Here is a 12,740-nt window from a genome sequence, read left to right on the forward strand (position 1 = left end):
GGAGATAGAGGTGAGAACTTCATGAGAAAGCTCTCACCCGGGCACCGGATCACGCGGACCAGCGCGACTCGGCATCCCATTGCTGGTCGGCCCACGCGAGCACCACGTCCCGCCAGCGCGGCCGCAGGCAGTAGACGGCGACGAGGCGAGCCAGGGTGGCCTGCCGGGCGATCGCCAGCCGGCTCGTGGGCACGGAGCCGGCGGCCGCGACCTCGTCCACCGCGTCCTGCACCAGGGCGGCTGCCGCCGCCGACCACAGGCCCTGGGCCTCACGCAGTCTCGCGTGGACGCTCAGGTTGGCGAGGTCGAGGGCGGGTTCGGCACGGCATACCGTGTCCAGGTCGACGACCCCGACCCGCTGGCCGTCCCACAGCAGCTGGCCGTCGTGCAGGTCACGGTGAGCCACGACGAGGGGGACGTGCGGCGACCGGTAGAGCTGTGTCGCGACCTGCGCCAGCCGCTCCGGCCAGGGGGTGCCGGCGAGCAGGTCGAGCGCGCCCACCCGCTGCGCCCACGTCCGCAGGACCTGCGCCTCGTCAGCGGGCGTGTGGGTCGCCAGCCCGGTCGCCGGCAGCTGCTGCCACCGCGTCCAGCCGGCCGCCCAGGCGGCCCAGACGTCCGACCAGCTGGCGTCGGAGGCGAGCCGCTGCACCGGTATGCCGGGCAGCGCCCGGGCGAGCACCGCGTCGTCGGTGCTGCTGATGAGGTCGGCGGCCGCGAAGCCGGCGCCGCGCGCCACCGCTGTCCCGCGCTCCGAGGCCTCGACGAGCGCGGCGGCACGACCGGGCCGCACGAGCTTGAGGTACCCGTCCGCCCGGTGCACGACGGCGCGTCGACCGGCCCTGTGCACGAGCAGGCTGCCGGTGCGAGCAGCGGCGGCGAGTCCCGGCAACCGGGGGTCCTCCCCGTGCGGGAGGAGGGCCACCTCGCCACCGGGAGTGACGGTGCCGGCACGCAACCGGCCACGCCCGTCGTCTCCCTCGATCGCCACCCGCGCCTGGCCGTCGCGGACTCCCGCCGGCCACGCCCGGCCGACGGTCACGGTGACCGGGCCGTCGTCACCGCTCTCGACCACGGCGTGCTGCCGGACCTGCCGGGGCACCCGCCACGCCGACCGGGAGGTGGGCGGGGCGGCGGCGCCACCCGGGCCACCCGGACCATCCGCGCTATCCGGACCACCCAGGCCACTCGCGCCATCCAGTCCACTCGGGCCATGCAGTCCACTCGGGCCATCCGGACCACCCCGGCTATCCAGTGCACCCGGACCACGAGGACCATCCGGTCCAGCGGGGAGCAGCGTCCCGCCGAGGTGGTCGAGCGCCAGCTGCCCCACCTCCTGGGTCTGCTCCCGCCAGCCCGGCGCCTGCGAGCGCCAGGGCTCCGCGACCCGGGCGAGCAGCGCGGCGGACACCCACGCGCCGGGCAGGGGGGCCCAGCCGTAGCCGTCCACGAACGCCTCCCAGGTGGCAGTCCCGTCGCCCTGCGCGACGTCGCTCGCGCCGCTGGAGTCCTGCCGGTACCGCACCTCGTGCAGGATCTGCGCGGCACGCACCGAGGCGAGATCCAGCTGGACGGGCCCCCGGCAGGCCCGGTCCAGGTCGGTCAGGCGCACCACGCCGTCGTCGCCGAGCAGGAACTGGTCCAGCGACAGGTCGCCGTGGAGCAGGGCGTGGTGGCTGGTGTGCGCGCTCGCCCGGTGTCCGTCCGACGACGGCTCGCACCTCGGCTCCTGCTGCGGCAACCCCGCGAGGGCGAGCCGCGCCTGATGCGCCGCCTCCGGGGCGACGGCGTGCAGCAGCGTCACCGAGCGCCGGGCCGCGGCCAGGAGGTCGCCCCAGCCACGCTCGGGCAGATCCACCGCCACGGGCGTCGGGTCCACGTCCACGTCCACATCCACGGGCGCAGGGTTGGTGTCCCCCGCCGTCCCGTCCGGTCCCACCGCCGTCCCGTCCGGTCCGACCGCCGTCCCGTCCGGTCCGAAGCCCGTCCCACCCAGGCCCCGTACTCTCCCGTCCCGTCCCGCCACCGCTGTCGAGTGCAGCCGCGCCGCCAGCTCGCCGGCAGCCCGGGCGGACGCGAGATCCGACTGCGTGAGGTCGCTGCCCTCGATCCACGGCCATGCGCTCACCCGCCGCGACACCCGCAGCCGAGGAGGGGCCGCGCCCCGGAGGGGCTGCCGGCCGGCGACACCCGCGTCGGTCTCCACCGGCGCCACGACGGGCAGTCCGCGCCCGGCCAGCGAGCGGGCGACCGCCGACATCCGCGGGGCGTGAGGCTCGGCGGTGACGCGGACGACGTACGCGCCGTCGCGCACCACGAGGCGGCGCAGCGGGTTGTAGCGCAGCAGGACCAGGTCCGGCGAGGCGAGGTCGAGCCCGCTGCGTCGCAGCGGGCTGCCCAGCTCAGGGTCGGTCGCGATGCCGCCCCAGACCAGCTCGGCGTCCCACTGCGGCAGGGGCAGGGATCCGATGAGGGCGCCGTGGCCGTAGCGCTCGGCCCGGTCCCGCGCCTTGGCCGCCTTGGCCCGCGCCGGCCCGACCAGTGCCTGGACCCAGCCGAGCACCCGTCCGTCCGCCCCCACGAGCGCGGCGGTGTGGCTCACCCCCGGCTTGGGACGGACCCGTGTCGCCCGCACCGGCGTGCGCAGCAGCCCACTGAGCCGTTCGGGGTCGAGCAGCAGCTCGAGCACCGGGTCCGGGGTATGCCGCTCGGTCCCCCTCGTCTCGGCGCCCACCCCCGACGGCCCGCGCGCAGCCCGCACGGCACCCGCGGCGGCCGCGTCCGGACACCCGCCCACGTGCGACTCCCGCTCATCCATGGCTCTCCTCCAGCACCCCGTCGAGCGGCGCGTCCTCGGGCCTCCCGGTCCAGGTCACCCGCCCCTGCTCCAGCACGACGACCCGGTCGGCGCCGCGGGCGACGTCGAGGTCGTGGGTGATCATCACGCTCGTGCGGCCGCGGCTCAGCTCCCTGATGGCCTCACCCACGAGCGTCACGTTGTCCGGGTCCAGCCCGGTGGTCGGTTCGTCGAGGAGCAGCACCGGGGCGTCGCGCAGGAAGGCGCGCGCCAGGGAGATCCGCTGGCGCTGCCCGCCGGACAGGCTGCTGCCACGCTCGCTGACCTGCGTCTGCAGCCCCTCGGGGAGGCCGTCGGTGAACTCGGTCACCCGGGCGAGCCGGGCCGCGCGCAGCACCTGGTGGTCGCTGGCCTCCGGCCGCCCCTGGCGGATGTTGTCCTCGATGGTCCCGGTGAAGAGCACCGCGTCCTGCTGCACGAGGGCGATCTGGCCGCGCAGGTCGCGCAGGTCCAGCTCGCGCAGGTCCACCCCGTCCAGCTGCACGCTGCCCGAGCCGGGGTCGAGCAGGCGCAGCAGCAGCGCGGCCACCGTCGACTTGCCCGAGCCCGAGGGTCCGACGATCGCGACCCGTTCGCCCGGTTCGATCCGCAGGTCCACCCCGCGCAGCACGGGGACCCCGGGCACGAACTCGAGGTGCACGTCGCGCAGCTCCACGGTGCCGCGGACGACCCCCAGCCGCACCGGGTCCGCCGGGGAGACGATGTCCGGCCGCTCGTCGAGCAGGTCGGCCACCCGCTCCCCCGAGGCGGTGGCGCGGGCGATGCGGCCGGTGTACTTCGCCAGGTCGCGCAACGGCTTCATCGACGTCTTGAGGTAGGTCAGGAAGATCACCATGTCCCCCGGCGTCATCGCGCCCTGCAGCACCCGCACGCCGCCCAGCAGCAGCACGGCCGCGGTCGCGACGCCGACGAGGACGTCGGTGCGCCGCTCCAGCGCCGCCGCCAGCCGTCGCGCGACGACCCCGTCCTTGAGCGAGCGGTCGTTGGAGCCCTGGAAGGTGCTCGCGCGGTCGCGCTCCATTCCGTATGCCTGGACGTGCGTCATCCCGGTGAGCGTCTCCTGGGCGACGTTGGCCAGCTCGCCCTCGCTGCGGCGGGTCTTGCGCGAGGCGTGGGTGATCTTGCCCGTCGACAACCGGGAGAACAGGAGGAAGACGAGGATCGCCCCGAGGACGATGAGCGCCAGCACCGGGTCCAGCCAGGTCATCACCCCGAGCATCGCCACGAGGGTGAGGACATTGACGACGAGCGGCATACCGGCGGTCACGGCGACCTCCTGCAGCCGGCCGACGTCGGCCACCAGCCGCTGCACGACGTCACCGGACCGCGCCCGGCCGTGGTAGCTGCGGGACAAGCTCTGGACGTGGTCGAAGACCGCCGCCCGCAGCCGGGTCGCGACCCGGCTCCCGCCCAGCGCGAAGGCCACCGTCGCGCCGTAGTTGCACACCGCGCGCATCCCGATGATGGCGATGGTGCCGAGCCCGCAGGCCACGAGGAGCTGGACGGAGGCCTGCGGCCCCGGTTCGGCGAGGTTCGCGCCCAGGCTGCGGGTGAGGGCGTCGATGACGAGCTTGGTCGGCCAGGGCTCCAGCACCCGGAAGACGACCTCGAGCAGCAGCAGCACCCCGCCGCCGGCCAGCAGGGCCCGCTGCCCCTCCAGGTGCGGGACCACGAGCCCCAGGGTCCGCCGCAGCGGCGAGGCGGTCGCGCTCTCGCCCGGGTCCGCGGCCATCAGCGTCCCCCGGCCGCGGGTGAGCCGGCCGCCGACGAGGTGGGCTGCGAGGACGCAGCCGCCGGCGAGGTGGGGAGTGAGACCGACGCGGCCGAGGTATGCGTGGACACCAGCGGCGCGGCCGACGTCACCGGCGCGAGGGTCGCGTCGAGCACGTGCTCCCACGAGTGCTCGCGCTCCATGAGGCGGCGGGCGGCAGCCCCCATGGCGCGCGCGGCGTCCGGGTCGGCGACGAGGGCGTCGACGGCGGCAGCGAGGGCGGCCGGGTCCGACGGCGGCACGAGCACCCCGGTGACACCGTCCTGCACCACTGCCGGGATCTGACCGATCCGGGAGGCGACGACGGGCAGGGCGGCGGCGCCGTACTCGTAGACCTTGAGCGGGGAGAAGTAGTGGTCGTCGCTGGAGGGGTAGGGCGCGACCGCGACGAGGGCGCCCTCCAGCGCGGCGGGGACCTCCTCGGGCGCGAGGGCCCCCGTCAGCTGCACGGCCAGCCCGTGCCGGGCGGCAGCCTGCTCGATCGCCTCCCGCTGGGGCCCGTCGCCGACGATTCGCAGCCGCCACGGGCGCTGGGCCAGCGCCGCCGCCTCGAGCAGGTCCTCGACGCCGTGCCACGGCTTGAGCGTCCCGACGAAGACGACCACGGGGTCGCCGTCCAGGTCCGGGGTGACGGCCCGGATCCTTCGGGTGTTCACCCCGTTGGGCACGACGACCACCCGCGCGGCTCGGGCCCCCCGGTCGGCACCGGCAGCGTCCCCGCCACGGACCGCCATCTCGGCACCGGCACCCTGGTCGACCCCGGTCCGCTCGCGCACCCACCCGGCCACCCGCTCGCTCACGCAGGCGACGACGTCGGCGGCACCGACCTGAGCACGCAGGGCGTCGACGCTGCCGGCCTCGTCGACGAGGACGCGGTGCCGCTGCTGCTCGTCGATGAGCGGGGCGTTGACCTCCAGGACGGTCCGGACCCCGGCGCCCAGCCCGCGCCGGGCGAGGTGCAGCACCCCGGAGAACAGCGAGTAGCGCTCGTAGACGACGTCGGGGGCGGCGGCCACCACCCGAGCGCCGATCTCCGCCGCGGCCTGGCGCTGGGCCACCTCGCGCCGGGCGGCGGCGCCCTGGTCGTCCGCGCCCGATCCCGAGCCGACGCGGCCGACCGGGACGTGGTGCACGACGAGGTCGGCGAGGTCGGCCGGGACGTGCTCGACGTCACCGAGGCGGACGGCATACACCTCCACCTCGGCGCCGCCCCGGCGCCAGGCGCGCACGATCTCCTGGATGTGGACGCTGGCGCCCTTGGTGCCGAAGACGGGGATGCCGGGGTCGGCGCAGACGTAGGCGACGCGGGTCATCGGGTGGCTCCTGCGGTCACGGCGGCGAGGCGCGCCGCCTGGGTGGTGGTGTCGTAGTCGCGCTCGACGAGCGCTCGGGCGGCCCGGGCGACCTCGACCCGCGGCCAGTCCGGGTCGGCGACCCGGCGCAGCGCGTCGGCGACCCGGCCGGAGAGACCGGCGGGGTCGCTGGGCAGGAGGATCCCGGTGGCCGGGGTCACGTCGTCGCCCGGTCGCACCGCCTCGGGGATGCCGGTGACGTCGGTCGCCACGCACGGCACCCCGCTGGCCATCGCCTCGAGCAGCACCGTGGGCAGGCCGTCGGCGTTGCCGTCGGCGCCGACCACGCACGGCGCGACGAGGACGTCGGCCCGGTCCAGCTCGGCGACGAGCTCGCTCTGGCTGCGCGATCCGAGGAGGGTGACGGCGTCGTCGACGCCGGTGCGCCGCACCTGGGTCGCGAGCTCGGCGGCCCGCTCGCCCTCGCCGACGATCCGGACGTCGAGCGGCATACCCTCGGCGCGGAGGGCGGCGACCGCGTCGACGAGGTGGTCGAAGCCCTTCTTCTCCACGATGCGCCCGACGGCCAGGACCCGCAGCGTGTCGCCGACCGGCCGCGGGTCGCGGTAGGCGAAGCGGCCCAGCTCCAGGCCGTTGCGCACGAGGGCGACCCGGTCGGCCAGCCCGGGGTCGACCTCCTCGAGGAGGAAGCTCCGGTTGTAGTCGCTGATGGCGATGACGGCGGACGTGCGGGCGAGGACCTCGCGCAGCACCACCCGGTCGACGTCCTCGTGGAAGAGGTCCTTGGCGTGCGTGGTGACGGTGAAGGGTATGCCGGTGAGCGCGCTCGCGATCGCGGTGCACCACGACGCCATGCTGGCGAAGTGCACGTGCACCCGGGTGATGCCGTCGCGCCGCAGCCGCAGCGCCAGGTCGACGCCCTGTGCCACGTCGGAGGGGTCGAGACGCACGAGCAGCGGCATGAGCGCGCCGAGCCGGGTGCCGAAGCCGGGCAGCTCGGCGTGGGCCCGGGCGAAGACCTCCCACTCGGCGGACAGCTTGTGCGCACGGGGAAGGTGGGTGACCGGCGCCTGCACCTGCGCCAGCTGGGGGTGGAAGCGCGAGTCGGTGGTCGGGCGCAGGGCGTAGATGGCCAGGTCGTCGCCGGCGGCCTCGCGGGCCAGGATCTCGGTGACGACGAAGGTCTCGGAGAAGCGCGGGTAGACCTTGAGGACGTAGGCGGTGCGGTCAGACGGCAACGGGGAGTCCTTCCTCGTGGGCGGGGGCGAACGACGGGACCGGCGCGAGGGCCGGCGAGGTGCGGACCAGCTCGGTCGCGGAGGTGGCCACGGTGCGCAGGCCACCCAGGTCGAGGGCGCCGCGGTCGACCCGCCGGCCCACCGCGTCCGCCCACCAGCGGCTGATCGCGGTCTCGGTCAGGTCGCCCTCGCGCAGCAGGTCGGCGGCACCGACCCGGGCGAGCGCGGCGGCCCGGATGAGCTGCTCGGTGCGCGGGCGCTCCCGCGGCACGAGCAGGGCGGGGACGTCGGTGGCCAGCGTCTCGGCGACGGTGTTGTAGCCGGCCATCGAGACCGAGGCGGCGGCCCGGCGGATGAGCCCGGCCGCGTCGTCGACGCTGCGGACCACCTGGGTGCCGCGGGCGGCCTCACGCTCCACCGACCGGTGGTCGGCGTCGCTCATCTGCGGGCCGGTGACGAGCAGGTGGCGGTGCCCGGCGGGGACCCGGGCGCGGGCCGCCGCGAGGCACAGCCGGGTGCCGTCGCTGCCCCCTCCGGCGGTGGTCACGAGGTAGGGCCGGTCCGGCTCGACGTCGGTCGGCTCCTCGGCCCGCCCGTGCGCGAGGAACCCCTGGTAGCGCACCAGCGGGACGAGCTCGGGCGGCAGCTCGCCGGAGCGGCGCAGGTCGTGCACCGCCGGGTCGCCGTAGACCCAGATCTCGTCGTAGATCTGCGCCACGAGGTCGGCGGGGGTCTGGCGCCACTCCGACTCCACCGCCTCGGGGTCGTCGAGGACGTCGCGCAGGCCCAGGACGAAGCGGGCCTGCGGCAGCTCGCGGCGCATGGCCTGCAAGCCGGCGAGCAGCTCACCCCCGACGCCGAGGGCGTGCCGGTCGACGACGACGAGGTCGGGGCGGAAGGCGAGCCCGGTGGCGCGGACGATCTCCCCGCGCACCGACAGCACGGCGTCCATGCCGAGGTCGAGGTGGCGTGGGCCGTAGCCGCGGTGCCCAGCCGTCTTGCCGATGGCGGGGAGGGTGACGACGTCGAAGCCGGCCGGCAGGCTGCGGGCGGCGGCCCCGGCGACACCGTTGAGCAGCAGCCCGGTGACCGGGGACCCGGTGAGCACCGGCAGCCGCTGGGAGAGGGTGTGCGCGAGGGCACGGTTGCGGCGGAAGTGACCCAGACCCTGGGAGTCGTGGGAGTAGAACAGGGCTCGCAGCGGGGTGCCGCTGCTCTGGACGTGACTGGTGCGGTGGTCCATGTCGTCCTCTCCCGCGCCGACCCGGTGCCGGTGCGTGGAGACGAGTGAACACGGGTGGGATGAGGGGTGGATGACACATCCATGAGACTGCTCTCATGCAGGGTGACCAGCCCAGACGCCACGGACCAGACAGGGCGGCGTCAGCGCTCGAAGCGGTAGCCGACCCCCCGGACGGTGCTGATGCGATCGGCGCCGACCTTGGCGCGCAGGTAGCGGATGTAGACGTCGACGACGTTGGAGCTGCCGGTGACCTCGAAGCCCCACACCCGGTCGAGCAGCTGGTCCCGGCTGAGCACCTGCCCGGCGTGGTCCATGAGCTCACGGGCCAGAGTGAACTCCCGCGCGGAGAGCTCGACCGGCTCGTCGTCCACGTGGACGGTCCGGGCCGGGATGTCCAGCCGCACGCCGCCCACCTCGAGGACGTCCTCCGTGCGCCCCCCGGCCATCGCCTCGGCGTGCTGGCGCAGCCGCAGCTTGACCCGGGCGCGCAGCTCCTCGACCCGGAAAGGCTTGGCGAGGTAGTCCTCGGCCCCGTTCTCCAGCCCGTGCACGGTGTCCTCGACCGAGTCGCGGGCGGTGCACATGATGACGGGCACCGGCTCGTCCATGGTCCGCAGCATGCGCAGCACGGTGAAGCCGTCCATCTTCGGCAGCCCCACGTCGAGCACCACGAGGTCGACCTGTCCCCCGCTGGCCGCCTCGAGGGCGGCGATGCCGTCGGTGACGACGGTGGTCCGGTGACCGTCGGCCCTCAGGCCCCGGTCGACGACCCGCGCGATCCCCTCCTCGTCCTCCGCGATCAGGATGTGCGCCATGGGGGGCAGGCTACCCGGCAGCGGTGCGGGCGGGCTCACCCTCGGCGGCCGCGGCGACGCGGTGCGCGGGCTCGTCGGTGAGGTCGGCCGGGATCCACATGGTGAAGCGTGACCCCAGCCCCTCGACCGACTCCACCCCGACGGCACCGCCGTGCGCCTCGGCGATGGCCTGGACGATGGCCAGCCCCAGGCCGCTGCCGTCGACCTGGGCGGCGGCCTCCGCCCGGCCGAAGCGTTCGAAGACCCGCTCCTGCTCGCTCTCGGGGATGCCGGTGCCGTGGTCGGAGACGCTGAGCGCCAGGTAGCGGGGCGCGGGTCGGGCGCCGAAGTCCCGCGCCCGCCGCACCTGGGGGTCCTCCCCCTCGACCCACGCCGTCGCCAGCTCCACCGGTGACCCCTCGTCGCTGAACTTCACCGCGTTGGCCGCCAGCTGGACGACGGCCTGGATGAGCCGCTGCCGGTCCAGGACGACCGGGCCCTCGGCGTGCGCGGCCAGCTGCCACTGACGCGGACCCAGCGAGGTGATGCGCTCCATGCACTCGACGGCCAGCTCGGTGACGTCGGTGGCGCCCGGCCGCAGGAAGTCCTGGCGCTGCGCGCGCGCCAGCATGAGCAGGTCGTCGACCAGCCGCTGCATCCGGTCGACCTCGTCGAGCATGAGGGTGCGGGTGGCGCTGACGTCCGCGGGGTCCTCGGGCCGCAGCAGCTCGGCGTTGCCCCGCAGGATGGTCAGCGGGGTGCGCAGCTCGTGGGCCGCGTCGTCGAGGAACTGGCGCTGCATCCGGACTCCGTCCTCGAGCCGGTCCAGCATGGCGTTGAAGCGGTGCGCCAAGGCCGTGATGTCGGTCTCGCCGGACACCTCGACCCGGCGCGAGAGGTCATCCGCGCTGATCTGCGCGGTGGCGTCCTGGAGCTCGCGCAGCGGGCGGAGCAGGCGGCCGAGGACGACGTTGGCGAGCGCCCCGGCGACGAGCAGGGAGGCCAGGCCGACGCCGGCATACGTCCAGACGCGGCGCCAGATCTGCCCGGCGAGCGTGCCGGAGTCGATGGCGACGACGAAGGTGCCCTCGCGCTCCTCGTCGGGCAGCCGGACGTCGGCCATGATGACCGAGAGCGTCGTCCCCTGGGTGCTCACCGTGTCGATCACCGCACGCCCGGGCTCGAGCGGGGTGCTCCGGATGAGCTCAAGGACGTCGGGGTGGTCGACCTGGAAGTCGCGCTCGCCGGGGCTCGCGAAGCTGCGCTCCCCGTCCAGCAGCGCCAGGAAGGCCTCGTTGGAGCTGGCGATCGAGGTCTCGAGGAAGGACAGGAAGAGCGCGTCGGCCTGGGTGAAGGGCTCCCCGTCGCGCAACGGACCCGACTGCGCCAGCGCCGTGACCTCCTGGATCTCCTGCTCGAGCTCCTCCCTGACCCGCTCGTCGAGGGAGCGGAACTGCACGGCGAAGGACAGCACGCCGGTGAGGGCGATGCCCAGGGCCATCATGCTCACCATCATCACGAGCAGCCGGCGGTGGACGCTCCAGCCGCGGCGGCCGGCGTCGTTCACGGCCCCGCACCGTCGGCGAGCAACGCGAAGGACACCAGCCAGTGCGTGGCCATGAAGTCGCCGTCGGTGATCTGCTCCAGCACCGCGCCCTCCTGCTCGCCGGCGGCCTGCCGCACCCGGTCGGCGGCAGGCTCCGCCACCCAGGGTGCCAGAGTCCGCAGCGCCCAGGCGCGCGACAGCGCGAGGCCGAGCAGGTGGGCGCCCTGCCCGTCGGTCGGGTCGAGCACGAGCGGCACCTCGAGCAGGTGGGCGTGCGCCCCCTCGCCGAGACCGGGCAGGACCCGGGCCAGCCACGCGGCCCCGGCGGCACGCCCGAGGACCTCGGTCATGAGGAGCGCCTCGGTGAGCGCCGGGGAGAGGAAGTCCGAGCCACCCGGTTCGTCCTCGGTCGACAGCGGGCCGTCGTCGCCGAACCAGCGGACGGCCGCCTCCTCGCACGCCCGCACGACGTCCTCGCGCCCCAGGCGGCGGTAGGCGTCGCGCAGCAGGAGGAGGGCGAAGGCGTCGTTCTGGTGCGTGCCGTGGCGCACCGGGTAGGCCCGCCGCGGCAGGTGCTCCACCACCCGGTCGGCGAGCAGGTCCGCGAGCGGGGCCAGGGCCCGCGCCCACGTGCCCGCCTCGGGGAGGCTCGTCCCCTCGATCTCGGCGGACCCGTCGACCGCGTCGGACCGCTCGGACGGCGCGGCGAGGTCCGCGGCCGCGGCGGCCAGCTGCGCGGCCCAGGCCCAGCCGTAGGGACGCTCGTAGCCGGGTCGGGCCCGCAGGTAGTCGACCTCGACCGCGAGGTGCTCCTCGGTGAGCCGCTCCGACAGCAGCGCCCTCGCGGCGGCACGTTCCTGCGCGCCGAGCGCGTCGGCATACCTCGTGAGGAGGGTGACGAGGGACCACTGCATGTGCACGCAGGAGTGCCAGTCGAGCGCGCCGTGGAAGGCGGGGTGCAGGCGCGCCGGCGTGACGTCGGTGTCGCCCGGCCCGAGCACGACGTGGCCGGGCGCCCAGGGGTATGCCGTGCCGATCACCTCGCGCGCGATGCGGCTCCACGCCCGGGCGTGCGGGTGCGGGTGTGCCGTCTGGTCCGGGCGGCTGTCGCGGCGTGGTGCGTCGGGGGTCACGCGACCATTACTACACTCGCGCCTCATGACGGCTGACGGGCGGCACTACTTCACGGCGCTGGGCGAGGGCAGGTATGCGCCGACCGAGCACGTGCAGGGCGCCTGGTCGCCCGACGAGCAGCACGTCGCCCCGGTCATCGGGCTGCTGCTGCACACGCTGGAGCACGAGCACCCGCGCGAGGACCTGCAGTGGGCGCGGCTGAGCGTCGACATCCTGGGCTTCATCCGGCGCGAGGAGATGCAGGTCACCACCCGGGTGCTGCGGCCCGGGCGGACGATCGAGCTGCTCGAGGCGAGCGTGGAGATCGGTGGCCGGGACGCCGTGCGGCTCACCGCGTGGCGGCTCATGAGCAGCGACACCGCGGCCGTGGCCGGTCAGGAGCACGCGGAGATGCCCGGACCCTCGGAGCTGGAGCCGTGGCACGGCATGGACCACTGGGACGGTGGCTTCATCGCCAGCCTGGACTTCCGCTCGGTCCCCGGGTCGCGGGCCGGTCGCGGCCGGACCTGGGTGCGCACCGACGTGGCGCTCGTCGGCGGCCGCGACGACGAGCAGGCCTCGGCGCTGGCGTCGTGGGTGGGGCTCCTGGACACCGCCAACGGCACGGCCGGGCGGGAGGCCCCGCACGACTGGCTCTTCCCCAACGTCGACCTCACCCTGCACCTGCACCGGGTGCCGGAGGGCCCCTGGGTGGGGCTGGACACCCGGGTCTCGTGGGGCCCGACCGGGATCGGGCAGACCGCCTCGGTGGTGCACGACGAGCAGGGACCGGTCGGCACCCTCGTGCAGGCCCTCACCCTGCGGCCGGCGCGCTGAGCGACCAGCGCGGCGAGCCTGACCGACC

9 protein-coding genes are annotated in these 12,740 nt (G+C 75.2%); 1 reads left to right on the top strand and 8 read right to left on the bottom strand.

Features of this window, described 5'->3' with window-relative positions; all coding sequences use genetic code 11:
• Positions 1–49: 49 nt before the first annotated feature.
• The 8 genes from Q0967_RS09605 to Q0967_RS09640 form a co-directional block, all read right to left on the bottom strand.
• Positions 50–2,818: a hypothetical protein gene (locus tag Q0967_RS09605; RefSeq protein ID WP_299449734.1), complete on the bottom strand. Its 2,769-nt coding sequence runs from the start codon at positions 2,816–2,818 to the stop codon at positions 50–52.
• The gene (locus Q0967_RS09610; protein WP_299449736.1) at positions 2,811–4,589 is read right to left on the bottom strand and encodes an ABC transporter ATP-binding protein; all 1,779 of its coding nucleotides are present in this window, start codon (positions 4,587–4,589) and stop codon (positions 2,811–2,813) included. The genes Q0967_RS09605 and Q0967_RS09610 overlap by 8 nt, the downstream gene beginning before the upstream one ends.
• Positions 4,589–5,941 carry a glycosyltransferase family 4 protein gene (locus Q0967_RS09615; protein WP_299449738.1) on the bottom strand — a complete coding sequence of 451 codons (1,353 nt, stop codon included), beginning with the start codon at positions 5,939–5,941 and terminating at the stop codon, positions 4,589–4,591. The genes Q0967_RS09610 and Q0967_RS09615 overlap by 1 nt, the downstream gene beginning before the upstream one ends.
• Positions 5,938–7,179: a glycosyltransferase family 4 protein gene (locus Q0967_RS09620; RefSeq protein ID WP_299449740.1), complete on the bottom strand. Its 1,242-nt coding sequence runs from the start codon at positions 7,177–7,179 to the stop codon at positions 5,938–5,940. Before Q0967_RS09620 ends, Q0967_RS09615 begins: the two co-directional genes overlap by 4 nt.
• The gene (locus tag Q0967_RS09625; protein WP_298752656.1) at positions 7,169–8,422 is read right to left on the bottom strand and encodes a glycosyltransferase family protein; all 1,254 of its coding nucleotides are present in this window, start codon (positions 8,420–8,422) and stop codon (positions 7,169–7,171) included. Before Q0967_RS09625 ends, Q0967_RS09620 begins: the two co-directional genes overlap by 11 nt.
• Positions 8,423–8,562: 140 nt before the next feature.
• Positions 8,563–9,237, bottom strand: coding sequence for a response regulator transcription factor (locus tag Q0967_RS09630; protein WP_298752653.1), 675 nt, complete (start codon positions 9,235–9,237; stop codon positions 8,563–8,565).
• Positions 9,238–9,247: 10 nt separating this feature from the next.
• Entirely contained in the window at positions 9,248–10,783 is a 1,536-nt protein-coding gene (locus Q0967_RS09635) for a cell wall metabolism sensor histidine kinase WalK (RefSeq protein ID WP_299449742.1), read from the bottom strand.
• Positions 10,780–11,895: a DUF2891 family protein gene (locus Q0967_RS09640; RefSeq protein ID WP_299449744.1), complete on the bottom strand. Its 1,116-nt coding sequence runs from the start codon at positions 11,893–11,895 to the stop codon at positions 10,780–10,782. The genes Q0967_RS09635 and Q0967_RS09640 overlap by 4 nt, the downstream gene beginning before the upstream one ends.
• 25 nt (positions 11,896–11,920) lie before the next feature.
• On the opposite strand from Q0967_RS09640, the gene Q0967_RS09645 reads away from it, so the two are divergent.
• Positions 11,921–12,712, top strand: a complete 792-nt coding sequence (locus Q0967_RS09645) for a thioesterase family protein (RefSeq protein ID WP_299449746.1) — start codon at positions 11,921–11,923, stop codon at positions 12,710–12,712.
• Positions 12,713–12,740 lie beyond the last annotated feature (28 nt).

The organism is uncultured Serinicoccus sp. (assembly GCF_947500995.1).
In the GTDB taxonomy this organism is placed as follows: domain Bacteria; phylum Actinomycetota; class Actinomycetes; order Actinomycetales; family Dermatophilaceae; genus Ornithinicoccus.

What these genes read in the sequence shown, in the direction of transcription:
- Q0967_RS09610 (WP_299449736.1), bottom strand. Translation starts at nt 4,589, where the DNA reads ATGGCCGCGGACCCGGGCGAGAGCGCGACCGCCTCGCCGCTGCGGCGG.
- Q0967_RS09615 (WP_299449738.1), bottom strand. Translation starts at nt 5,941, where the DNA reads ATGACCCGCGTCGCCTACGTCTGCGCCGACCCCGGCATCCCCGTCTTC.
- Q0967_RS09630 (WP_298752653.1), bottom strand. Translation starts at nt 9,237, where the DNA reads ATGGCGCACATCCTGATCGCGGAGGACGAGGAGGGGATCGCGCGGGTC.
- Q0967_RS09645 (WP_299449746.1), top strand. Translation starts at nt 11,921, where the DNA reads ATGACGGCTGACGGGCGGCACTACTTCACGGCGCTGGGCGAGGGCAGG.
- Q0967_RS09625 (WP_298752656.1), bottom strand. Translation starts at nt 8,422, where the DNA reads ATGGACCACCGCACCAGTCACGTCCAGAGCAGCGGCACCCCGCTGCGA.
- Q0967_RS09605 (WP_299449734.1), bottom strand. Translation starts at nt 2,818, where the DNA reads ATGGATGAGCGGGAGTCGCACGTGGGCGGGTGTCCGGACGCGGCCGCC.